The organism is Mycobacterium sp. ELW1 (assembly GCF_008329905.1).
In the GTDB taxonomy this organism is placed as follows: domain Bacteria; phylum Actinomycetota; class Actinomycetes; order Mycobacteriales; family Mycobacteriaceae; genus Mycobacterium.
Map to the genome: position 1 here is coordinate 3784344 of NZ_CP032155.1, position 23711 is coordinate 3808054.

Below are 23711 nucleotides of genomic sequence, written 5' to 3' on the forward strand. Positions count from 1 at the left end.
GCCCTCCGACCGGGCTGCCGGCTACCGGCCCTTCACCAAACCGGGCACCTGGTCGGCTGTCACGGGAACACCGTAGAAGAAGCCTTGCCCGACATCACATCCCAGTTCGCGCACAAGTGCCGCCGTATCGGCATCCTCGACCCCTTCCACCACCACCGTCAGGTCAAGCACGTGCGCGAGGTCGACCACGGCCCGCACGACGGCCGCGGCCCGGGCATCGGTCAGAATCGGTGCGACGAAACTGCGATCCAGCTTCACCTCGTCGATCGGCAGGTCCCGTAGATAGGACAGTGCCGAGTAACCGCTGCCGAAGTCATCGATCGCGATCCGAATCCCATTGCTCTGCAACTCCTCCAGCACCGCACGGGTACGTTCTGTGCTGTCCAGGAAAAGTTCCTCGGTGATTTCGACCGTCAGCGCGGTCGGAGGAAGGCCGCGCTCGGCCAAGGCATGGGTAATGGTCGCCGGCAGAGCGCTGTTGGCCACCGAGGGCGCGAACAAGTTGACGGCAACCGGCACTTCGACGCCGGCACGGCGCCACGTCAGTGCGTCGTCGAGGGCCATGCCGATCACCAGTTGGGTGATCTGCCCCATCAGGCCGTGCCTGCGAACCAGTGGCAGGAATTCCTCCGGTGCCAGCACGGTCCCGTCCGATTGCGGCCAGCGCAGCAAGGCCTCGGCCCCGGCGTTCTCAGCGGTGTGTAGGTCGACCTTCGGCTGGTAGACCAGAGTGAGTTCGGACGTGTCGATGGCCTGCCGGAGTTTTCCCAGCAGCTCGATCGCCGCGGCGCCACCGGCGTCGAAGCTGGGTTCGAACGCCCCGAACAGTCGTTTGTCGGCTGCCGCGTCCAGCGCAGCGATATCGGGGTGGTACACCTGAACACCGCGGCTGCGGGATCGCTTGGCCGAGTACATCGCGGTGTCGGCCCGCTGCAGCAGTTCGTCGGCCGTCAGCTTCGGAGCGTCCGACTCGACAAGTGCGAGTCCGACACTCGGGCGCATCAACACCTCGTGGCCGCTGAGGACGAACGGCTCCTCGAAGGCCTCGACCACCCGGTTGCCGACCAGCTCGGCCACGTCGTGACCGCCTTCGACGAGGATCGAGAACTCGTCGCCACCGAGCCGGGCGACCGTGTCGCCCGGCCGAACACAGCGCCGCAGCCGCTCGGCCACGCCCACCAGCAGATCGTCACCCACCAGATGGCCGAGGTGATCGTTGACGAGCTTGAATTCGTTGAGGTCCACCGCCAGCACTGCGAGCGAAAGGCCTTTCCACTCATGAAGGTGCATCGCGTGGCAGAGGCGGTCGCTGAACAACGCGCGGTTGGCCAGCCCGGTGAGCGGATCGTGCAGTGCCTGTTGGGCGACAGTGGCCACCAGCCGCCGATTCTCCTGCACCGCGAGGAACTGTCGGCCCAGAACAGTCACCACCAGAATGCTCGCCACGATCAGAACTGGCTGAGACCGCAGATCCGGGACCGGCTGCGCGGCGGCTACGACCCCGGCGACCAACAAGGGCGTGTAGGGCAGCCATACCGAGGCCCAGCCTGGCAGCGCGAACGAGTTGCGCCGCTTGCGATTACTCTCCCGGGCCGCGGACGCTGCCACGCTGATGAACAGCAGACCCGCCGCCCACCCGATGTCGATGACGCTGCCGGAGCTGTAGGAGCCTTTTGCCGAGAGATAGGCAAAGGCGCTGTCCGCCAACGCGAAACATGCCAGACCTGCGGTCAGCAAGACCAGTGACATACGCTGCTGGCCGCTCGACCTGACCAGCACCACGCCGGCCACAGTGAGGATGACGACGTCCGATATCGGGTAGGCCAGCGAGATGACGAAGCCGAACTGATCGGATGTGTAGGACTGATCGAGCGGGTGCAGGATCGTCACCCAACTCACCAGGAAGAGCGAGCCCGCCATGATCACACCGTCGAGAAACAGCCGTCCACGCGACTGACTGGTGTGATCGACGGGGAACAGCAGCAGCGCGGCACAGGAGCCCACCGGCATCAGCAGGAACGCCACGTCGGCGATCGACGGGAACGGCGGCTGATGCAAGTGGACCTCGTAGACGGTCCAGATCGCTTCGCCCACAGTCCATCCCAGCAGACCGACGGTCATCGACAGCCATGCCAGCCGCCGACGGCCCCACAGCGAGCGGGCCGCCAGCGCGGAGAACGCGACGGCAGGCATCGCCAGGGCCAGGAGCGCGAAATCGTCGACGATGGTCAGTGTCGAGCCCTGCAGCCAGCCGCTCAGTATGACGGAGACGAACACGACGAACACGACGACGGCCCCGACCGCGACACGAGAAGTCTTGGGCATAACGGCACCCTCCCCCCGTCGGCCGCCGAGACAATATTGACGACCGGCGCAAGTGTACCTACCGCGTCAGTTCGATGTGGGGCACATCAGACTCCGACCAGTGACAAGAGCCGTACCGCAATGAACATCCCGAAACCCGGCACACGGCATCGCGATCACATTTCTTGAGAATTTCGCGCACCTTGTCGGCCGTCAACGGCTGGCTGAAGTAGTAGCCCTGTCCGATGTGGCAACCGTGCTCACGCAGCCAGTCGGCGGTCGTCGCGGTCTCGATACCCTCGGCGACGGTGGTCAGGCCCAGCTCATTCGCCAGGTTGAGCACGGCCCGGACCACGGCGGACGCCCGCTGGTCGGCAGGGATCGGCGCGATGAAGTGCCGGTCCAGCTTCACTTCGTCGACCGTGAGATCGCGCATGTAGGACAGTGCCGAATAGCCGCTGCCGAAATCGTCGATCGCGATCCGAATCCCGAACTCCTGCAACTGATTCAGCACCGTCTTCGTGCGCTCCATGTGGTCGAGGAACAGATCTTCGGTGATCTCGACGGTCAACTGCGACGGGCTCAGGTTGCGATCGGCCAAAGCCTTGGCGAACTTTCCGGGCAACCGTAGGTCGGCCATCGACGGCGCGAACATGTTCACCGCGATCGGCACCTCGAGAGAATCCTGCCGCCAGCTCACGACGTCATCGAGAGCCTGGTTGATCACCAGGTCGGTGATCGAGCCCATCAGCCCGTAGCGCCGGACGAGCGGAAGAAACTCATCCGGCGACAGCAGGCCGCGCCGGGGGTGCGGCCAGCGCACCAGCGCCTCCACGCCCACGATCGACGCCGTAGTGAGGTCGAACTTCGGCTGGTACACCAGCGTGAGCTCGAATTGATCGATGGCCTGCCGCAGCTCGCCCAACAACCGGATAGTGCCGGCACCGCTGCGCGACGCCGGCATCGGTCCACTGGCGAACAGATCGCCGTCGGGTGTCTGTGCCAGCAGCATCTCCGAGTTGAACGGGTGCACGCCGCCGGTGCGCGATCGCTTCGCCGAGTACATCGCGATGTCGGCCCGCTTCAACAGGTCCTCGGCTCGTAGGTCCGGTTCATCCTGTTCGGCGACCGCCAGGCCGATGCTCGGCCGGATCAGCAGATCCTGTCCGTCGACGATGAACGGCTCGTCGAAGGCCTCGACCACCCGGTTGGCGACCAGCTGCGATTTGTCCACCCGGCCCTCGATCAAGACCGCGAACTCGTCGCCTCCCAGGCGTGCCACGGTGTCACCGGCCCGCACGCTCCCGACGATCCGTTCGGCGACCAGGCTGAGCAGCTCGTCGCCAACCGGGTGGCCGAGGGTGTCGTTGACCACCTTGAAGTCGTCGAGATCCATGACCAGGACCCCGACCGCGAGTCCGTCGCGCTCACGCATCTGCATGGCGTGAGTAAGCCGGTCCCGGAACACGATGCGGTTGCCGACACCGGTGAGCGGATCACGTAGGGCCTGCTCGGCCACCGTCGCCAGCAAGCTGCGGTTCTCGCTCATCACCAGCAGCTGGCGGGCGCTGAACGCGATCAACAGCATCAGCCCGATCGCCGGGACCGGTCCCGATTTCAGCTCCTCGGGCGATGCGGTGAACACCGCGGCACTGGCCAACAGCACCGGTATGAAGGGCAGCCAGACCGAGGTCCACGAAACAGGTTGCGCGGCAACGGTATCGCGGTGCACGAACCCACGGCTTGTGACGGCCGCGGCGATGAACAAGGCAAGCCCCGCCAGCCAGCCGAAGTCCACGAACTTGATACTCGTTTTCTGTTCCGTCGCCATCAGATACACGAAGGCGCCGTCGGCGATGGCGACGCTCAACATGGCAAGCGTCAACATCGCCGGCGTTCTGCGATGACCCCGTTGAGCGCGCGCCACGACCAGCACACCGATGGTCAGTGCGGCAGCGTCCAGCACCGGGTAGCTCACCGAGACCGCCACCTGCAGCCGGTTTCCCGGCTCCGAGTCCCACAACTCGTCGAGAACCACTGCCCAGCTCACGATGGTGAACGACCCGGCCACGATGACACCGTCGAGAATCAGTCGCGTCCGGGAGGTGCGAGTGAGCCCGGACGACAACAGCAACATCGCGACTGCAGTGGCGATCGGCAGCACCAGGTAGGCCATGTCGGCCACCGACGGGAACGGATCCTCGATGCCGACCACGTGGTAATAGCGCCACAGCGCCGCGCCCAACGCGAAGCATCCGAGCCCGATCGCAATGGCGATCCAGGCGCCGCGCACCCGTCCGCGACCCGTGCTCGCCGTCAACGCGGCGACAACGGTGGCCACGGCCGCCAGCGCGATGATCATGTTGTCGGTATTGGTGAGCTGTGACAGCAGCGAGGTGGCCGACCATCCACTGAGAATCGTGGCGATCATCAGCACGGCCACGACGAATCCGACGACCACCGCGATCGTCTGCTTCGCTCTCAGCCCTCCCACGCGGGCCCCCGATCGTGTCGGCCGCGCAGAAACTCACGGCTACGCAATCGTAGCGAACTATCGGCCCCCGAGCGGGAAGTATGCGGGCTCGTTTGCTAGGGCAGTTTGGCGACCAATTCCTCAACACCGATCCGCGGACCGGTGAAGAAGGGGACTTCCTCGCGCACGTGCCGACGGGCTTCGGTGGCGCGCAAGTCGCGCATCAGGTCGACAATGCGGTACAGCTCAGGGGCTTCGAACGCCAGAATCCATTCGTAATCGCCGAGCGCGAAGGCAGGCACGGTGTTGGCGCGCACGTCCTTGTAACTGCGGGCGGCCATGCCGTGGTCGGCCAGCATCTTGCGGCGGTCTTCGTCGGGCAGCAGGTACCAGTCCAGCGAACGCACGAACGGGTAGACGCAGACGTAGTTACCGGGCTCCTCGCCGGCCAGAAACGCCGGAATGTGGCTCTTGTTGAACTCCGCGGGCCGGTGCAGGGCGACGGCGCTCCACACCGGGGTGACGGCCCGACCCAGGGTTGTGGTGCGGCGGAAGTCGTTGTAGGTCGCCTGCAAGGACTCGATCCGCTCGGCGTGCGTCCAGAACATGAAGTCGGCGTCGGCGCGCAGACCCGCGACGTCGTAGATACCCCGTACGACGACGCCGTTGTCCTCCTGCTGTTTGAGGAAGGTCGCCGTCTCGTCGGCGACGGCGGCGCGGGTTTCTTCGTCGAAGCCCAGCTCGCCCGGTTCCGCCGCGAAGGTCGAGAACATGACGTAACGGATAGTGGCGTTGAGCTCGTCGAAGTCCAGTTTGGCCATGGCACCTATCGTGCCACGCAGCAGTTCGCCTATCGGCGGATGGTGGCGGCCACCACAGCCTCGGCCGCGCGGCCCGCCACGCCCACGCAGGCCGGCACCCCGATGCCGTCGAGGTAGTTGCCCGCGATCGCCAGGGTGGGCGGCAGCCCGGTGCGCAGCCCCGCGGCCAGCTCGCGATGCCCGGGCGAATACTGCGGCATCGCGTCCAGCCAGCGGTGCACCCGCACATCGACCGGATCGACCGCGATCCCGAACACCGTCAACACGTCGGCCAGCGCCCAGCTCTGCAGTTCGGTGTCCGACGTCGTGCGCGCCAGATCATCACCGAAGCGCCCGAACGACAGCCGCAACAACTCGGCGTTGCCGCGCGATCCCCACTTGCGGGTGGACAGCGTAATCGCCTTGGTGTGCAAGCGTTCTCCGGTCGCGACCAGGACACCGGACTGCGCAGGCAGGGGTGTCCCACCGGGGACGGCCAGCGCCAGCACCGCTGCGGAGGCGACCGGAATCCGAGCTGCCGCCGCGCCGGCGGTGGGCGCGATGTCGGCCACCAGCGGCGCGAGCCGAGGAGCCGGTACCGCGACGATCACCCCGTCGGCACCCCACTGCCGGCCGTCGTCATCGCGCAGGCTCCACCCGGTCCCGTCGCGTGCAATGTGCTGTATCGACGTCTGCACCCACTGCAGCCGGCTGCGTGCCACCAACGCGTCGAGCAACACCTGGTAGCCGCCGTCGATGGCACCGAAAACCGGGCCCTGCGTGCTGCCCGGCAATGCGCGGCGGCCCGCGTCGGTGAGGCTGGGGGCGCCCGCGTCAAGAGCGGCAGCCACCGTGGGCACCGCGGAACGGATCCCGATGGTGGCCGCCGAGCCGGCATAGACACCGGACAGCATCGGGTCGACCGAGCGGGCGACGACCTGGTCGCCGAAACGGTCGGCGACCACGGCACCGACCGCCGGGTCGGAGCCCGGCCGCCAGTGCAATGGCCGGCTGGGCTCGGCCGCCATCTGCGCGATCGTCGCGTCGTCGACCAGGCCGGTCACCGACGCGGCGGACGTCGGGATGCCGTTGACGGTGTCGGCCGGCAGCGGATGCAGGCGACCTTGGCTGTAGATGGTGGGACGCACCCCGGTGGTGCTGATCTGGCGCCCGGCGAGGCCGAGCTCGGTCAGCAGTGCCGGCACCTCGGGGCGGCGCACCACGTAGGCCTCGGCACCGATGTCCATCGGTTGGCCGGCGATCCGTTCGGTGCGCAGGATCCCACCGAGGCGGTCGGCCGGGTCGAACAGGGTGATGTCGGCATCCGGGCCGGCCAGCATGCGCAGCCGATAGGCCGCGACCAACCCCGAAATGCCGCCCCCGACAACGCAATACCTCACCGCAATCCCCGCCCCTGCCCTCCGCTCACAAGGAGTGCACCAGTGCGACCAGATCGGTCAGGATCCCGGGATCGGTGGGCGGCAGTACCCCATGCCCCAAGTTGAAGATGTGCCCCGCCGCGCCGGCATCGACCGCCAGCCTGCCGTCGTCGACCACCGCTCGCGCCGCCTGCTCGACGACCGGCCAGCCGGCCAGCAGCACGACCGGATCCAGGTTGCCCTGCAGCGCCAGCTTCGGGCCCACCCGCAGGGCGGCGTCGGCCAGCGCGGTGCGCCAGTCGACGCCCACGACCGTCGCTCCGGCCTCCCCCATGGCACCCAGCAGCTCGGCGGTGCCCACCCCGAAATGCGTCATCGGCACCCGGTAGTCGGCCAACGCGGCGAACACCCGCGAGCTGTGCGGCAGCACGTGGGTCCGGTAGTCGGCCAGCGACAGCGTGCCCGCCCACGAGTCGAAGACCTGGATGGCGTCGACGCCGGCGTCGAGTTGCACCTTCAGGAAGGCGATCGTCAGGTCGGTCAACAGCCCCATCAGCGCGTGCCATGTCGAGGGGTCGGCGAACAACATCGCCTTGGTCCGCTCGTGCAGCTTGCTGGGCCCGCCCTCGACCAGGTAGGACGCCAGCGTGAACGGGGCGCCCGCGAAACCGATCAGCGGCACCTCACCGAGTTCACCGACCAGCAACTCCACCGCATCCGAGACAGCGCTGACCCGCTGCAGCTCAAGACCTTTCAGCGCGGCGACATCGGCCGCGGTCCGCACCGGGTTGTCGATCACCGGGCCGACGTCGGGGACGATGTCCAGGCCGATTCCCGCGGCACGCATCGGTACCACGATGTCGGAGAACAGGATCGCCGCGTCCACCCCGTGCCTGCGCACCGGCTGCAGGGTGATCTCGCTGATCAGGGCCGGGTCGAAGCAGGCCTGCATCATCGTGTTCTTGGCCCGCAGTTCGCGGTACTCGGGCAGCGATCGGCCGGCCTGCCGCATGAACCAGACCGGGATGCGGCTGGGTTTGCGGCCAGTGGCGGCGGCCAGATAGGGCGCCTCGGGCAGCTGGCGACGGGTACTCATCGCGTCCATGCTGCCACGGTCCGATCAGCCCGGCCCATGAGCCCTCAGCCCGCCGGAGCCCATCCCCGAGTCGCTCCGCTCCTGCCCGCCGGATCACACCAAATCGGCGCGCCTGCCCGCCCGGCCTCGACGATAGGTCTAGCGTCAATCGCCGTGACCACTGCGGAACCCGCGCTTTTCCGCGAGGCGGTGGCGGCGATGAACACCGCTCAGGTACGGGCGGAGATCGAACTCGGTCCGATCCGTCCACCTCAACGTCTCGCGCCGTACAGCTATGCGCTGGGCGCCGAGGTCAAGCACCCCGACACCGAGATCGTCCCGGAGACCTCCGACGGCGATGCGTTCGGCCGGCTGATCCTGCTGCACGATCCCGAGGGCTCGGAAGCCTGGGACGGCACCATGCGACTGGTCGCCTATATCCAGGCCGACTTGGATTCCAGCGAGGCTGTCGACCCGCTGCTGCCCGAGGTGGCCTGGAGCTGGCTTGTCGACGCCCTGGAAAGCCGCTCCGAACACGTCACCGCACTCGGCGGCACCGTCACGGCCACCACCTCGGTGCGCTACGGCGACATCTCCGGTCCGCCCCGCGCCCACCAGCTCGAGATGCGCGCATCGTGGACCGCCACCACCATGGCGCTCGACACACACGTCCAGGCATTCTGCGAGGTCCTCGAACACGCCGCCGGTCTGCCGCCGGTGGGAGTGACGGACCTGGGTTCCCGCTCCCGCGCCTGACATGACACCAGACGATGACGCCGCGACCACGGCGCCCGATGCCGCAGCCGAGGACATTCCCGAGGCGACTCCCCTGCTCAGCCCGTCCGAGGGTGTGCCGCCGCTGTCGGTCAGCGCCGACGAGATCGCCCGGGCCGCCGACCAGCTGGCGAAGGGCAGCGGACCGTTCGCCGTCGACGCCGAGCGCGCGTCGGGTTTCCGGTACTCCAACCGCGCCTACCTGATCCAGATTCGCCGCACCGGCGCCGGAACCGTGCTGATCGACCCGGTCAACCACGGCAGCAGTCCTATCGATGTGCTGCGGCCGGTGGCCGAGGTGCTGGCCGACGACGAATGGATCCTGCACGCCGCCGATCAAGACCTGCCCTGCCTAGCCGAGGTGGGGATGCACCCGCCCGCGTTGTACGACACCGAATTGGCCGGCCGGCTGGCCGGATTCGAGCGGGTCAACCTGGCAGCGATGGTGCAACGCCTGCTCGGACTGGGGCTCGCGAAGGGGCACGGCGCGGCGGACTGGTCCAAACGTCCGCTGCCCGACGAGTGGCTGAACTACGCCGCACTGGACGTCGAAGTCCTGATCGCCCTGCGCGACGCGATCGACGGCGTGCTCAAGGAGCAAGACAAATCCCATTGGGCCGCAGAAGAATTCGAGCATCTTCGCCGTTCCGAGGCCACCCCCACCCGGCGCGACCGCTGGCGGCGCACATCGGGGCTGCACAAAGTCCGCAACCGCCAAGCCCTGGCCGCGGTGCGCGAACTGTGGACGGTGCGCGATCAGATCGCCCGCCGCCGCGACATCGCCCCGGGACGGATCCTGCCGGACTCGGCGATCATCGCCGCAGCCGTCGCCGACCCCAAGACCGTCGAGGAACTGACCAAGCTGCCGATCTTCGGCGGGCACAAACAGCGCCGCAGCGCCCACGTCTGGCTGGCGGCCCTGGAGTCCGCCCGCACCAATCCCGACCCGCCCGACAGCGCCGAACCGCAGAACGGGCCGCCGCCGGCGGTGCGCTGGGCCAAACGCAAACCCGAGGCGGCCGCCCGGCTGGACGCCGCGCGTGCGGCACTCGCCGAGCTCTCGGCAAGGGTGAACGTCCCCACCGAGAACCTGGTCTCCCCCGAACTCGTCCGCAGGCTGTGCTGGGATTGGCAGGACACCGGCGACGTCAGCGGGGCCATCGAGGCAGTCCTGCGCGACGGCGGGGCGCGGTCGTGGCAGCGGTCACTCGTGGTGCCCGCGCTGGCTCAGGTGCTGACCCAGGCCGATTCCGGGTAACTGTTCGCGGTTCGGAACATGTTCGCTGCCGACCGGCTAACCTGGCCATCGGTGAGCGAGGATCAGACCATCGACGAAACGCCGGACGAGCAGGAGCGGCAACGCTTGGCCGACCGGGTTCTCAGCGTGGTCGAGGATGTCTTGTATTGGGCTATCGCGGTCCTGCTCATCGCGGGATCGGTGAGTCTGTTGGTCGCGCAGATCACGACGCTGCTCAAGCTCCGCGACGCGGCGACGAGCACGGTGATGCTCGAACTGCTCGACGGACTACTGCTGATTTTCATCTTCGTCGAGCTGCTCTACGCTGTGCGAACCAGCCTGCGCTCCCACGAAATCGCCGTGGAACCGTTCCTCGTGGTGGGAATCTTGGCATGCCTCAAGGAGATCGTGGTTCAGTCGGTCGAGGCGGCCAAACTCCTGGATGACGGCCCGCAGTTCGCCCGCGCGATCGTCCAGACCGGTGTGCTCGGCGGGCTGGTATTGGTACTGGTAGTGGCCTCAGCCGTGTGGGTGCGGCGGCACCGCCAGCCGGCGAAGTCGGACCCTGCCTAGTCGACCTGTTCGGTAGCGCCGGCGACGCTCTCGTCGAGCGCTCCGAGTGCGGCCACCCAGCCGGTGACCTGACGGGCGATGTTCTGCTCGGTCAGGCCGATCTCCTCGAGCACCTCACCACGGCCGGCGTGGTCGATGAACTGTTGCGGCACACCGAGATCGCGGCACGGCACGTCGATGCCTGCGGCGCGCAGGAAAGCCGAGACGGACGAGCCGATGCCACCGTGCACACCGCTGTCCTCCATCGTCACCACCAGCTTGTGTGATGTGGCAAGCGGCGCAATCCCGTCGGGCACCGGAAGAACCCAGCGCGGGTCGACAACCGTCACCCCGATGCCCTGATTGCGCAGTCGCTGCGCCACTTTCAGTGCCATCGGCGCGAACGAACCCACCGCCACGAGCAAGACGTCCTGACTCAGGCCGTCGGCCGGGCGGGCCAGAATGTCCATACCCGACACCCGCTCGAGTGCCGGAATGTCTTCGCCCACTTCGCCTTTGGGGAACCGGATGGCGGTCGGGCCGTCGTCGACTTCGAGTGCCTCGCCGAGTTCTTCTCGTAGGCGGGCGCCGTCGCGCGGCGCGGCCACCCGCATGCCCGGAACGATGCCCAGGATCGACAGATCCCACATGCCGTTGTGGCTGGCACCGTCGTTGCCGGTGATTCCGGCGCGGTCCAGCACGATCGTGACCGGCAGCTTGTGCAGCGCGACGTCCATCATCATCTGGTCGAATGCGCGATTGAGGAACGTCGAATAGATCGCCACCACCGGGTGCAGGCCACCCATCGCCAACCCGGCCGCCGAGGTCATCGCGTGCTGCTCGGCGATACCGACGTCGAACAGCCGGTCCGGAAAGCGCTCACCGAATGCCGACAGCCCGGTCGGGCCGGGCATCGCCGCGGTGATCGCCACGATGTCGCGCCGCTTGGCGGCGTACGAGATCAGCGCATCGGAGAACACCGACGTCCAACCGGGTGCGGCGGACTTCGTGGCCAGCCCGGTGTCGGGATCGATGACGCCGCAGGAGTGCATCTGCTCGGCTTCGTCGTTCTCGGCCGGTGCATACCCCATGCCCTTGCGGGTGACCACGTGCACGATCACCGGCGCCTTGAAGCCCCGGGCATGGCGCAGCGCCGTCTCGACCGCATGCTCGTCATGGCCGTCGATCGGGCCGACGTACTTCAGACCGAGGTCGGTGAACATCACCTGCGGTGACAGCGCGTCCTTGATACCGGCCTTCACGCTGTGCATGGCCTGGTAGCAGGCCTCGCCGATGATGGGCATCCCACGCACGGCGACCCGGCCGCGTTCCAGCACCCGCTCATAGCCCGGCTGCAGCCGCAGCCCGGCCAGATGATCGGCCAGCCCGCCGATGGTCGGCGCGTACGACCGTCCGTTGTCGTTGACGACGATGATCACCGGCCGTTTGGCGGCGGCGATGTTGTTCAGGGCTTCCCAGCACATACCGCCGGTCAGCGCACCATCGCCCACCACGGCCACCACGTGCCGGTTGCGATGTCCGGTCAGTTCGAAGGCCTTCGCCAGGCCGTCGGCGTAGGACAGGGCTGCCGACGCGTGGCTGGATTCCACCCAGTCGTGCTCGCTCTCGGCACGCGCGGGATACCCCGAGAGGCCGTCCTTCTTGCGCAGCGTCTCGAAGTCGGCGGCACGGCCGGTCACCATCTTGTGCACGTAAGCCTGATGGCCGGTGTCGAAGATGATCGGATCGTGCGGAGAGTCGAAGACCCGGTGCAGCGCCAACGTCAACTCGACAACACCGAGATTCGGCCCGAGGTGGCCGCCCGTGGCAGCGACCTTGTGGATCAAGAACTGGCGAATCTCAGCAGCCAGATCTGTCAGCTGGGCCTGGGACAGGTGTTGCAGATCTGCGGGGCCGCGAACCTGTTCAAGCATCTGGCCAGTCTACGCACCGTAGTAGAGATCAGTCCTGTCCAGACTCGTAGATGTCGGGCACACCGTCGTTGTCGAGATCGCGGTTTTCCAGCTCCCACACCAGGCGGTAATGCCGGTTGCGCAGGCGCAGCACGATCGACGCCAGCAGGGCCGCCAGCAAACTTCCTGCCAGCACTGCGACCTTCACCACGTCGTGGCGTTCGGAGCCCGGTTCGTAGGCCAATTCGCCGATCAGCAGGGACACCGTGAACCCGATCCCGGCCAGCAGCGACATGCCGAACACGTCGATCCAGCGCAAAGCCGAGTCCAGCCGGGCACGGGTCACCGCGGCCAGCACCCAGGTGGTGCCGAACACCCCGACTGTCTTGCCGACCACCAGCCCGGCGACGATGCCCATCGCGATCGGATCGGACAGCGCCGTTATCAAACCGTCATAGCCACCGAAGGTCACACCGGCGGCGAAGAACGCGAACACCGGCACCGCGAAGCCCGCCGACACCGGGCGCATCCGGTGCTCGAAATGCTCGGCCAGCCCGGGCCCGGCCTCCGGACCGCCGGCCGCCGCGCTGCGCATGACCGGCACGGCGAAACCCAGCAGCACCCCTGCGACCGTCGCGTGCACGCCGGACTCGTGGACGAAGGCCCAGGTCAGCGCGGCCAACGGAACGAGCAGCCACCAGGACCGGATCCGGCGCTGCACGAGCACCGTGAACAGCGCCAGCGGGATCAGTGCGACCAGCAGCGCGGTGAGATTGATCTTCTCGGTGTAGAAGATCGCGATCACCGTGATCGCCAGCAGGTCGTCGACGACGGCCAGGGTCAGCAGGAACGTGCGCAGCGCCCCGGGCAGGTGGGTGGACAGCACGGCCAGCACCGCGACCGCGAACGCGATGTCGGTGGCCGTCGGGATCGCCCAGCCTCGCGCCGCACCGCCGCCCTCGCTGAGCGTGAAGGAGACGAAGATCACGGCCGGTACGACCATGCCGCCCACCGCGGCGGCGATCGGTAGCGCAGCCCGACCGGGATCACGCAGATCGCCTGCGACGAACTCCCGCTTGAGTTCGAGCCCGACGACGAAGAAGAAGATCGCCAACAGCCCGTCGGCCGCCCAGCCGCCCAGGGTCAGGTCGAGGTGCAGGCCCAGCCGGTCGGTGCCGACGTGGAGCTGCCCGAGCCGGTGGTACGCCGCCGACCACGGTGAGTTGGCCCAGATCAGGGCAGTCGCGGCCGCCACCAGCAGCAGCGCGCCACCGACTGTCTCCTTGCGCAGGATCGTGCTGACGCGGGATGTCTCCGACCACGATCCCCGGCTGAGCAGGGCGCGCGGTCGCAACGGCTTAGGGTCGGCCACCATTCACCTCATCGACGGGCATGGGGAATTCACTGCCGACCAGACTTCCCGGCACACCTGGGGCCAGAGTCTAGCGGCTGAGTATCGCAACGCACTCGATGTGATGAGTGAGCGGGAACGAGTCGAACACCCGCAGTTCCTCGACGGTGTAGCCGTGCTTGCGATAGAGCCCGATGTCGCGGGCGAATGATGCTGCCTCACAACCGATGTGGATCACCCGCGGGACTTCGGCGGTCGCCAGCTGCTCGATGACCTCCCGGCCGGCACCGGCTCTGGGCGGATCGAGCACCGCGACGTCAGCGCGTTTTGGCTGTGCGCTCAGTGCCCGCCGAACCGAGTCGGTGACCACCGAGACGCACTCGAGGTCCGCCAGCGCCGCGTGCGCCGCCCGCGACGAACCGCGCGAGGTGTCGACGGTGACCACCTGACCGGTGTCGCCGACACCTTCGGCGAGTGCCGCCGCGAAGACACCCGAGCCGCCGTACAGATCCCATGCCGTCATCCCGGCGTCCAGCTGCGCCCACTGACCGATCAGGCCGCTGTACACCCGGGCGGCGTCGCGGTGCGCCTGCCAGAACGCCGTGACGGGTATCCGCCACGTCCGGTCGCCGACCCGTTGCACCGCTTCGTAATTGCCCTCGACGACCCGGGTCGAGATCTTGCGGCCCGACCGCGGCCCGGACTGCACGACGTGCCGGTCACCGTCGTCGTCGACGGCCACGTGCACGTGCGCCCCAGGCGCCCACGCCATGTCGGCCAGTCCGTCGAGCATGCCGGGCGGCAACTGCGCGCAGTCCAACTCGGTGACGAGTTCCGAACTGTGATAGCGATGAAAACCCACCTGGCCGGCAGCCGTGGTGTCCAGCCGCACCCGGGTGCGCCAGCCACGGGCCGCGCCGTCACCGAGCGGCTCGGCCACCCCGTCCCAGTGAAAATCACCGAGCCGGGCCAGCTGATTGGCCACCACCTGCCCCTTGAGCACCCGAGCCGCCTCGGGCGTGGTGAACGCCAGATCGCAGCAGCCGGCCCCGCCGACGCCGGCGATCCGGCAGTGTGACTCCACCCGGTCCGGTGACGGTTGTAGAATCTCGATTGCCTCTGCGTGCCAATAGGATCCGCGGTCGCCGGTCACCCGGGCCCGCACCACTTCCCCGGGCAGCGCGTACCGGACGAACACCACCCGGCCGTCGTGGCGTGCCACGCAGCTACCCCCGTTGGCGGCCGCGCCGGTGGTCAGTTCCAGCTCGACCGTGTCCCCCTGACTCACTGTCGATTCACTCCAAGAAGCCCCGTCGTACGTTGCCGGGAGCGTTCTGCGACTGCAACTCGTGCACACGCTCCGACGAATTGAGTTGCCACGGAACCGAAGTCACCATCACATTCGGCATGAACAGCAGTCGGCCCTTGAGTCGCAACGCGCTCTGGTTGTGCAGCACCTGCTCCCACCAGTGCCCGACCACGTACTCCGGGATGAAGACCGTCACCACCGTGCGCGGCGCTTCCTTACTGATCCGCTTCACGTAGTCGAGTACCGGACGGGTGACCTCACGGTACGGGGAGGCAACGACTTTCAGCGGGACGGTGATGTCACTGTCTTCCCACTTGTGGACCAGCTGCCGGGTTTCGGAGTCGTCGACGTTGACCGTGATGGCCTCGAGCACATCGGGCCGGGTGGCCCTGGCGTAGGACAGTGCGCGCAATGTCGGCATGTGCAACTTGGAGACCAGCACGACCGCGTGGTTGCGGCTGGGCAGCACCACGTCGCCCTGCTCGGCTTCCTGCTCGGCCAACTCGCGGGCCACGGTGTCGTAATGCTTGTGAATCGCCTTCATCAGAATGAAAAGGCTTGACATGGCCAGGATCGCGATCCACGCGCCGGCGACGAACTTGGTGACCAGCACCACGATCAGCACGGCGCCGGTGGCGAGGAAGCCGATCGTGTTGATCACCCGTGAGCGCATCATGTGCCGGCGGACGCGCGGATCGGTTTCGGTGCGCAGGTGGCGCGTCCAGTGCCGGACCATGCCGATCTGGCTGAGCGTGAACGACACGAACACGCCGACGATGTAGAGCTGGATCAGGGCGGTGACTTCCGCGCGGAACGCGACGACGAACGCGATCGCGGCCAGCGCCAGGAACAGGATGCCGTTGGAGAACGCCAGCCGGTCACCGCGAGTGTGCAATTGGCGCGGCAGGTAGCGGTCCTGGGCCAGGATCGAGCCGAGCACCGGGAAGCCGTTGAACGCTGTGTTGGCGGCCAGCACCAAGATCAGCGCGGTGACACCGGTGATCAGCAACAGGCCCAGCGGGAAGCCGGCGAACACCGTCTCGGCCAACTGGGCCACCAACGTCTTCTGGTGATAGTCGGCTGGGGCGCCCCCGAGTTGCTCGGCAGGCCGCTCGGCGATCTTCACCCCGATTTTGGTGGAGAGCGCGATGATGCCGATCAGCAGCGCCACCGCGATCGTGCCCAGCAGCAGCAGCGTGGTGGCCGCGTTCTTGGACTTGGGCTTACGGAACGCGGGCACGCCGTTGCTGATCGCTTCCACACCGGTCAGTGCCGCACAGCCTGACGAGAAGGCACGGGCGACAAGGAATACCAGCGCGAAACCCATCACATCGCCATGCTCGGAATGCATCGTGAACTTGGCCGACTCGGCCTGCAGATCGTCGCCCAGCACGTAGATCTGGACGAAGCCCCAGATAAGCATGATGAACATGCCGACGATGAACGCGTAGGTCGGGATCGCGAACGCGGTGCCCGACTCGCGGATGCCGCGCAGGTTCGCCGCGGTCAGAAGCACGATCGCGACAACCGCGAACCACATCTTGTGCTGGGCGATGAACGGGATCGCCGAGCCGATGTTCGACATCGCCGAGGCCATCGACACCGCCACCGTCAGCACATAGTCGACCAGCAGCGCGCTGGCCACCGTCAGACCGGCCGTCGGGCCCAGGTTGGTGGTCACCACCTCGTAGTCGCCGCCACCGGAGGGATAGGCGTGCACGTTCTGCCGGTAGGAGGCCACCACCACGAGCATCACCAGCGCGACGGCCACCCCGATCCACGGCGCCATGGCGTACGCGGACAGCCCCGCCACCGAGAGCACCAGGAAGATCTCCTCCGGGGCGTACGCCACCGACGACATCGCGTCGGAGGCGAAGACCGGCAACGCGATGCGCTTGGGCAGCAGCGTGTGACTCAGCTTGTCGCTGCGGAACGGCTGCCCCAGGACCAGCCGACGTGTGGCGGTCGAAAGCTTAGACACGAGTGCCAAGAGTAGGCCTTCGCCGATTTGGCTGTAGCGTTCCCCATACGGTCGGGTCGGCGCACGCCAAAGTCGAGAGGACACCAGGTGCGGGTAGTGGTGATGGGATGCGGCCGCGTCGGCGCCTCGCTGGCCGACGCGCTGTCCCGGATAGGCCACGAGGTGGCGATCATCGACCGGGACCCGACGGCGTTCCACCGGCTGTCCCCGGACTTCTCCGGTGAACGGGTGCTGGGCATGGGCTTCGACCGAGAAGTTCTGCTGCGCTCGGGAATCCAGAACGCCGATGCGTTCGCCGCGGTGTCCTCCGGCGACAACTCCAACATCATCTCAGCGCGCGTCGCCCGCGAGACGTTCGGTGTGCAGCGCGTGGTCGCGCGCATCTACGACGCCAAGCGCGCCGCGGTCTACGAACGGCTGGGCATCCCGACGGTGGCCACCGTGCCGTGGACCACCGACCGCCTGCTGGGCGCGCTGGTGCGCGACACCGAGACCACCAAATGGCGGGATCCCACCGGCACGATGGCCGTCGCCGAAGTGGCGCTGCACGAGGGGTGGGTGGGTCACCGGCTCACCTCGCTGGAGGAGGCGACCGGCGCGCGAGTCGCGTTCGTGGTCCGGTTCGGCACCGGCATCCTGCCCGAGCCCAAGACCGTGCTGCAGGCCGGCGACCAGGTGTACATCGCGGCGGTGTCCGGGCGCGCCGCCGAAGCGCTGGCCATCGCCGCGCTGCCACCGGGCCCTGACGTCGGAGAGGGGCACTGATGGGCGACAAACGGCTCAAAGTGGCGATCGCCGGGGCCGGCGCCGTCGGCCGGTCGATTGCCCGCGAACTGCTCGAGAGCGAGCACGACGTGACGCTCATCGAGCGCAACGCCGAGCACCTCGACGTGGACGCCATCCCCGCCGCGCACTGGCGGCTCGGCGACGCCTGTGAGATCAGCCTGCTGGAGTCGGTGCACCTGCAGGAGTTCGACGTCGTCGTCGCCGCCACCGGTGACGACAAGGCGAACGTGGTGCTGTCGCTGCTGGCCAAGACGGAGTTCGCGGTCTCGCGCGTCGTGGCCCGGGTCAACGATCCGCGCAACGAGTGGCTCTTCGACAATTCGTGGGGCGTCGACGTGGCGGTGTCCACGCCGCGGATGCTGGCCTCACTGGTCGAGGAAGCTGTCGCGGTCGGCGACCTGGTGCGGCTCATGCAGTTCCGCCAGGGCCACGCCAACCTCGTCGAGATCACCCTGCCCGACGACACCCCGTGGGGCGGACGACCGGTACGCAAGCTGATCCTGCCGCGGGACGCCACGCTGGTGACGATCCTGCGCGGACCGCGGGTGATCGTGCCCGAAGCCGACGAGCCGCTGGAGGGGGGCGACGAGCTGCTGTTCGTGGCTGCCCCGGAAGTGGAAGACGAGCTGCGCAAGACCGTGCTGTCCGCCTCGACCGGCTAGTCCCGGTACGCGGGCGCCGGGGGCGGCCCGTCCCGGTCGTGGCACGCCGCCGCCGCGGCCGACGACTCGGCGGACAACGCAGCCACGCCGTCGCGGATGCCCACCGCCGCGATGATGCCCGCGATCACCAGCAGCACCGCCGCAGTCACCACACCCTGGCGGAAGCCGTCGGAAGTCATTGCGCCACCGACGATCACAGAGGTGAACGCGATCGCGATCAAGCCCGCCACCCGGGCGACCGCATTGTTGATCGCCGAGCCGATACCGCTGTGCGACGGCGCGACCGCGGCCAGGACCGCGGCGGTCAGCGGGGACACGGCGACCGACAGCCCCACCCCGAACAGCGCCATGCCCGGCAGCGTCTGCAGCCACACGTTGCCTGCGCCGATCGCCATCCAGCCGAACCCCGCCGCGGCGATCAACGGTCCGACGGCCATGAAGCGGCGCGGGCCGTAGCGGCCCGCGAGCTCGCCGAACCGGGCCGCCAACATGAACGACAGGACCGGCACCGGCAGTGTCGCCAGACCGGCCTGAGCGGGCGACAGTCCCCCGACCTCCTGCAAGAACAACGCCACCAGCAGCTGGCCCAGCGAGATACCGGCGTAGAGGAACACGGTGGCCAGGTTGCCGACCGTGAAGTTGCGCGCCGAGAAGACCGCGAGCGGCAGCATCGGATGGCGGGCATGGCGTTCCCACCAGCCGAACGCGATCAGGCTGGCGGGCCCGACGATCAGCGCGGCGACGATGGCCGGATCGTGCCAGCCCAGCCGCTGCTGCTCGATCATCGCGAAGACCGTCGCGCTCAACCCCACCGCCGTGAGGACCGCGCCGACGGCGTCGATCCGCGCATCCGTGCGGGGGGTCTGATCGGTCAGCTTGCCGGTGAGGAGCAGCGTGACCGCCAGCGGGACCACGTTGACGGCGAACACCCACCGCCAGCCCAGGGTTTCGACGAGCACACCACCCAGCAGCGGCCCGATCACGAATGCGGTGCCGGTCCAGGCCGTCCAGACCCCGATCGTCCGGGACTGTTCGGCGCCGGTGAACCGGGCATTGAGCATGGCCAATGAGCTGGGGACCAGAAACGCGGCGCCGAGTCCCTGGATGCAGCGGCCGATGACCAGAACCAGTCCGCTGGGTGCGGCCGCGCACAGCAGTGAGGCGACGCCGAACACCACCAGCCCGGCGCGCAGCACCGTCAGCCGTCCGAAGGTGTCGGAGACCGTACCGGCAAGCAGAATCAGGGCGCCCAACGTCAGCAGGTATCCGTCGACGACCCATTGCTGGATGGCCAGGCCGCCGCCGAGTTCGGCGCTGATGGCGGGCAGCGCCAGATTCACCACCGAGCTGTCGAGAAAGGCGATGAAGGACGCGAGTATTGCGACGGCGACGAGCAGACGGTCGTCGCGCGCAACCACAGTCAGTCTTCGGCGGGCGCGACGTCGCCGTCGTGGCTGCGTGCGTGGGCGGCGTGGATGGCGCGTTGTGCGGCGCGGATCGCCAGGTAGGTCACCAGCGCGGCCACCGCGGTCAGCGGCCAGCCCATCGCGATTCGGGCCACGCCGAGCCAGCCGGTCTGGTCCGCGTCGTAGAGGTGGCGTTGCACCGCGAACCGGGAGGCGAACACCAGCACCCAGGTCAACGTCGCGACGTCGAAGGCGAATACCGCGCGCCGGTTACCCCGCCACGTGCGGTCCTTGTTGCTGATCCAGCTCCAGGCGTACCCCACGACGGGCCGGCGGATGACCACCGACAGCGCGAACACCGCCGCCCAGATCAGCGACGTCCAGATGCCCAGCAGGAAGTAACCCTTCGACGCCCCGACGAACCAGGCGATGAGCGCGCTGATCCCTACGCCGATGAACCCCGAGATGGCGGGCTGCACCGAATCGCGGCGGTAGAGCCGCCACACCAGGATCAGCGCGGCGACGCCGAGCGCGGCACTGATGGCGGGCACCAGACCGAAGGCGGTGTTGACCGGGACCAGCACCGCCACCGGCAGTGCCGAGTAGATCAGGCCGCTGACGCCGCCCATCTGAGCGAGCAGCGCCTGAGCGGGTGTCTTCTCCTCGGGGGTCACCGCCGGGGTGTCGGCCGCCGCGTCCTGACTGCGATCGCTGTCTTCGACGGGACGACTCAAGTCTGGATCTCGTAGTGCGGGTTGTAGATGGCCTTGGTGCCGTTCTCGAGGGTGCCCAGTCGGCCACGCACCCGCAGGGCTCGACCCGACTCGATGCCGGCGATACGACGCTGTCCCAGCCAGACCAGCGTGACGGTGTCGGTGCCGTCGAAGAGCTCGGCGCGCACGCCGCCGGCGCAGCCCTTGGCGTTGGTCTCGACACTGCGCAGGGTGCCCACCATGGTCACCTCTTGGCCTCGCTGGCAATCGATTGCTCGCTGGGCGCCGGTGCCGGCGGCTTCGTCGGTGAGTTCCTCGACGTCGCGCTGCTCAGGGTCTTCCGTCAGCCGACGAGTCAGACGTCGGACGAAACTTTCGGCCGTAGCCATGGCCTCTCCTGATACTCCAGCGGATCACAATGCCAACGCAACGGTAGACCTCTTGGTTGACTAACGCCACGTGGCATACCCGCGGCGGGCGTTGCTCATACGTCACAGGGCACGATCATGAGATGACGATCACTTTTCGCGGTGTCACGGCGGTGCTGCTGCCCGGCACGGGAAGCGATGACGACTACGTCTACCGGGCATTCGCCGGTCCCCTGCACGGTGTCGGCGCGGTGGTCACCACGCCTGCCCCGCAGCCCGCCCGGCTGATCGCCGGCTACCTCGACGCGCTCGACGACGCCGCTCGGAACGGCCCGATCATCGTCGGTGGGGTGTCCATCGGCGCGGCCGTGACGCTGGCCTGGGCACTGGCCCATCCCAGCCACGCGGTCGCGGTGTTGGCCGCGCTGCCGGCGTGGAGCGGCGCAGCCCAATCCGCTCCGGCCGCGCTGTCGGCCCGTCACACCGCGCATCAACTGCGCACCGAGGGTCTGGTGGCCACCACCACGCAGATGCGCGCCTCCAGCCCCGCCTGGCTGGCCGACGAGCTGGCCCGAAGCTGGCTCGGTCAGTGGCCGGATCTGCCCGACGCGATGGAGGACGCGGCGCAGTACATCGCGCCGAGCATCGCCGAGATGGAACGCCTCAGTGTCCCAATGGGTGTGGTGGGGGCTACCGACGACCCGATCCATCCGCTGGAGGTGGCGCTGGAATGGGTGGCGGCGGCGCCGCGGGCGGCCCTGCGGACGGTCAGCCTCGACGACTTCGGGCCGAAGCCGGAGCTACTGGGTTCCGCATGTCTGGCGGCGTTGACCGACGCCGGCGGCTGATCAGCCGCCGGTGGAGGAGCTGCGGAGCTGCTGCATCGCCGAGCCGGATGCGCTGCGGCGCTCGGTCGGCGGCTGGGCCTGGCCCTGCTGCTCCTGGATCATCGCCTGCTGTGCGGCCGCCATCTGAGCCTGCTGGGCGGCGGCCTGACGCAGCTGCTCGAGCATCGGTTCGGGCAGCTGGACCTGGAGCGGGGTGCGGACTGGCAGCGGGGTGTCGCCGCGACGAACAACGGTGTCGCCCAACGCTTCTCGCGCCTCGGCGACCAGGTTCGCCATGGCTTCTGGCGCGCCGTTGACCACACAGCGGATCATCCAGCGATAGCCGTCGACGCCGATGAAGCGCACCACGCCGGCCCCGGTGCCGACCACCTCGCGGCCCCACGGGCCGTCTTCGATGGAGACCTGCGCGTTGTCCTTGCGCAACGAGTCGGCCAGCTCACTGGCCACCTCACGCCACAGCCCGGGCGACTTCGGCGCCGCATAGGCGGCGATCGTGAACCGGCCGTGCGGCGTGACCACCCAGACCGCGCTGGGCACACCCACCTCGTTCATCTCCACCTGGATCTGCCCGGCGGGCGGCATCGGCACCAGCACGGAACCGAGGTCCAGGCGGGCTTCGGCGGCGTCGGCCGGGTTGTCGAAGTCCTCGATGTCGAACGGGCCGCCGTCGTAACCGTCGTCGGTGTCGTCGACGTCGTCGGAAGCGGGGTCCTGGACCACCGCGGCCTGCGCAGTCTCGTCCGCGCCGGTGTCTGATTCGTTCTTACGTCTGCCGAATGCCATCACAAACTCGCATGTCCGCCGGAGGATCCGTGGCCGCCTTCGCCACGGGTGGTGTCAGCCAGTCCGGCCTCGTCGAACGAGGCCACCTCGACCAGCTCTGGAAGTTCGACCCGCTGGACCAGCAGTTGGGCGATGCGGTCGCCACGCCGGATCGTGATCGGCGTCGCGGGGTCGAGGTTGATCAACGAGATCTTGACTTCGCCGCGATAACCGGCGTCGATCGTGCCGGGGCTGTTGACGATCGAAAGGCCAACGCGCGCAGCCAAACCGGAGCGCGGGTGGACCAGTCCGACCATGCCGTGCGGAATCGCCACGGCGATGCCGGTGGCCACCAGCGCGCGCTCACCGGGCGCCAGGTCGACGTCCTGCGCGCTGAACAAATCCACGCCCGCGTCGCCGTCGTGGGCGCGGCTGGGCATTGGGAGATCGCGGTCGAGGCGAACCACCGCGAGACTGGTCGGCACGATGCGAAGACTACCCTTGGCCGCGTGTCTGGTTCGCGTGTGACCTCGCAAACCGTGCGGTACCGCGAGCGGCTCTGGGTGCCGTGGTGGTGGTGGCCGCTCGGACTGGCATTGGCGGCACTGATCGCCAAGGAAGTCACCATGGGTGTGCGCACCCTGCCGGAGTGGCTGCCATATGCCGTACTCGGTGCCGTCGCGGTGGGCGTGCTGCTGTGGATGAGCCGCACCGAGGTCCGGGTCGTGACCGGCGGCGAGAACGGCGATGAGGTCGAATTGTGGGCAGGTCAGGCGCATCTGCCGACGTCGGTGGTGTCCCGGTCGGCCGAGATCCCGCCGACCGCGAAGTCGGCGGCGCTGGGCCGTCAGCTCGATCCGGCAGCGTTCGTGCTGCATCGCGGCTGGGTGGGCCCGCTGGTTCTGGTGGTGCTCGACGATCCCGACGATCCGACGCCGTACTGGCTGGTCAGCGCCCGCCACCCGGACCGGGTGCTCTCAGCGCTGCGGAGCTGATGCCCCGCTCCTCCTCAGCCTCG

General features: G+C 68.2%; 21 protein-coding genes. 7 read left to right on the plus strand and 14 right to left on the minus strand.

Features of this window, described 5'->3' with window-relative positions:
* Positions 1-21: 21 nt before the first annotated feature.
* The 5 genes from D3H54_RS17925 to hemE all read right to left on the minus strand — a co-directional run bounded on the left by D3H54_RS17925 (position 22) and on the right by hemE (position 8052).
* Positions 22-2325: a putative bifunctional diguanylate cyclase/phosphodiesterase gene (locus tag D3H54_RS17925; RefSeq protein ID WP_286198916.1), complete on the minus strand. Its 2304-nt coding sequence runs from the start codon at positions 2323-2325 to the stop codon at positions 22-24.
* Positions 2326-2383: 58 nt separating this feature from the next.
* Positions 2384-4798, minus strand: a complete 2415-nt coding sequence (locus D3H54_RS17930) for a putative bifunctional diguanylate cyclase/phosphodiesterase (protein ID WP_149380190.1) — start codon at positions 4796-4798, stop codon at positions 2384-2386.
* 95 nt (positions 4799-4893) lie between these two features.
* Positions 4894-5598, minus strand: coding sequence for a hydrogen peroxide-dependent heme synthase (gene hemQ, locus D3H54_RS17935; RefSeq protein ID WP_149380191.1), 705 nt, complete (start codon positions 5596-5598; stop codon positions 4894-4896).
* A 29-nt stretch (positions 5599-5627) separates the two neighbouring features.
* The gene (locus D3H54_RS17940) at positions 5628-6983 is read right to left on the minus strand and encodes a protoporphyrinogen oxidase (protein WP_149380192.1); all 1356 of its coding nucleotides are present in this window, start codon (positions 6981-6983) and stop codon (positions 5628-5630) included.
* A gap of 19 nt (positions 6984-7002) precedes the next feature.
* Positions 7003-8052 carry a uroporphyrinogen decarboxylase gene (gene hemE, locus D3H54_RS17945; RefSeq protein ID WP_149380193.1) on the minus strand — a complete coding sequence of 350 codons (1050 nt, stop codon included), beginning with the start codon at positions 8050-8052 and terminating at the stop codon, positions 7003-7005.
* Positions 8053-8250: 198 nt separating this feature from the next.
* On the opposite strand from hemE, the gene D3H54_RS17950 reads away from it, so the two are divergent.
* The 3 genes from D3H54_RS17950 to D3H54_RS17960 are packed head-to-tail and all read left to right on the plus strand — an operon-like array spanning position 8251 to position 10615.
* A complete protein-coding gene (locus tag D3H54_RS17950; RefSeq protein ID WP_232077762.1) occupies positions 8251-8787 on the plus strand; it encodes a DUF3000 domain-containing protein in 537 nt (178 codons plus the stop codon).
* Position 8788: 1 nt separating this feature from the next.
* A complete protein-coding gene (locus tag D3H54_RS17955) occupies positions 8789-10063 on the plus strand; it encodes a ribonuclease D (RefSeq protein ID WP_149380194.1) in 1275 nt (424 codons plus the stop codon).
* A gap of 51 nt (positions 10064-10114) precedes the next feature.
* The gene (locus D3H54_RS17960) at positions 10115-10615 is read left to right on the plus strand and encodes a phosphate-starvation-inducible PsiE family protein (RefSeq protein ID WP_286198917.1); all 501 of its coding nucleotides are present in this window, start codon (positions 10115-10117) and stop codon (positions 10613-10615) included.
* Here the strand turns inward: D3H54_RS17960 and dxs are convergent.
* The 4 genes from dxs to D3H54_RS17980 form a co-directional block, all read right to left on the minus strand.
* On the minus strand, positions 10612-12528 hold the full coding sequence (gene dxs / locus D3H54_RS17965) for a 1-deoxy-D-xylulose-5-phosphate synthase (protein ID WP_149380196.1): 1917 nt from the start codon (positions 12526-12528) through the stop codon (positions 10612-10614). The genes D3H54_RS17960 and dxs overlap by 4 nt on opposite strands.
* A gap of 28 nt (positions 12529-12556) precedes the next feature.
* Positions 12557-13882 carry a Na+/H+ antiporter NhaA gene (gene nhaA / locus D3H54_RS17970; protein WP_149380197.1) on the minus strand — a complete coding sequence of 442 codons (1326 nt, stop codon included), beginning with the start codon at positions 13880-13882 and terminating at the stop codon, positions 12557-12559.
* 67 nt (positions 13883-13949) lie between these two features.
* Entirely contained in the window at positions 13950-15146 is a 1197-nt protein-coding gene (locus D3H54_RS17975) for a class I SAM-dependent RNA methyltransferase (RefSeq protein WP_149380198.1), read from the minus strand.
* A gap of 7 nt (positions 15147-15153) precedes the next feature.
* Positions 15154-17148 carry an APC family permease gene (locus D3H54_RS17980; protein WP_149380199.1) on the minus strand — a complete coding sequence of 665 codons (1995 nt, stop codon included), beginning with the start codon at positions 17146-17148 and terminating at the stop codon, positions 15154-15156.
* 87 nt (positions 17149-17235) lie between these two features.
* Here D3H54_RS17980 and D3H54_RS17985 point away from each other — a divergent pair, with 87 nt between their 5' ends.
* Positions 17236-17913: a potassium channel family protein gene (locus tag D3H54_RS17985; protein WP_115319526.1), complete on the plus strand. Its 678-nt coding sequence runs from the start codon at positions 17236-17238 to the stop codon at positions 17911-17913.
* On the plus strand, positions 17913-18596 hold the full coding sequence (locus tag D3H54_RS17990; RefSeq protein ID WP_036338541.1) for a potassium channel family protein: 684 nt from the start codon (positions 17913-17915) through the stop codon (positions 18594-18596). The genes D3H54_RS17985 and D3H54_RS17990 overlap by 1 nt, the downstream gene beginning before the upstream one ends.
* Here D3H54_RS17990 and D3H54_RS17995 read toward each other — a convergent pair.
* The 3 genes from D3H54_RS17995 to D3H54_RS18005 are packed head-to-tail and all read right to left on the minus strand — an operon-like array spanning position 18593 to position 21104.
* Entirely contained in the window at positions 18593-20014 is a 1422-nt protein-coding gene (locus D3H54_RS17995; protein WP_149380200.1) for an MFS transporter, read from the minus strand. The genes D3H54_RS17990 and D3H54_RS17995 overlap by 4 nt on opposite strands.
* A 2-nt stretch (positions 20015-20016) precedes the next feature.
* Positions 20017-20736, minus strand: a complete 720-nt coding sequence (locus D3H54_RS18000) for a DUF3159 domain-containing protein (protein ID WP_432246341.1) — start codon at positions 20734-20736, stop codon at positions 20017-20019.
* A complete protein-coding gene (locus D3H54_RS18005) occupies positions 20733-21104 on the minus strand; it encodes an OB-fold nucleic acid binding domain-containing protein (RefSeq protein WP_036338547.1) in 372 nt (123 codons plus the stop codon). The genes D3H54_RS18000 and D3H54_RS18005 overlap by 4 nt, the downstream gene beginning before the upstream one ends.
* Positions 21105-21226: 122 nt before the next feature.
* Between D3H54_RS18005 and D3H54_RS18010 the strand changes: the two genes are divergently transcribed.
* Positions 21227-21931: an alpha/beta fold hydrolase gene (locus D3H54_RS18010; RefSeq protein WP_149380201.1), complete on the plus strand. Its 705-nt coding sequence runs from the start codon at positions 21227-21229 to the stop codon at positions 21929-21931.
* On the opposite strand, the gene D3H54_RS18015 is transcribed toward D3H54_RS18010, so the two are convergent.
* Together D3H54_RS18015 and dut are read right to left on the minus strand one after the other, a co-directional pair.
* Positions 21932-22714: a DUF3710 domain-containing protein gene (locus D3H54_RS18015; RefSeq protein ID WP_149380202.1), complete on the minus strand. Its 783-nt coding sequence runs from the start codon at positions 22712-22714 to the stop codon at positions 21932-21934. It lies immediately after the preceding gene.
* Positions 22714-23178, minus strand: coding sequence for a dUTP diphosphatase (dut, locus tag D3H54_RS18020; RefSeq protein WP_149380203.1), 465 nt, complete (start codon positions 23176-23178; stop codon positions 22714-22716). The genes D3H54_RS18015 and dut overlap by 1 nt, the downstream gene beginning before the upstream one ends.
* A 24-nt stretch (positions 23179-23202) precedes the next feature.
* Here dut and D3H54_RS18025 point away from each other — a divergent pair, with 24 nt between their 5' ends.
* A complete protein-coding gene (locus D3H54_RS18025; protein ID WP_149380204.1) occupies positions 23203-23688 on the plus strand; it encodes a DUF3093 domain-containing protein in 486 nt (161 codons plus the stop codon).
* Positions 23689-23711 lie beyond the last annotated feature (23 nt).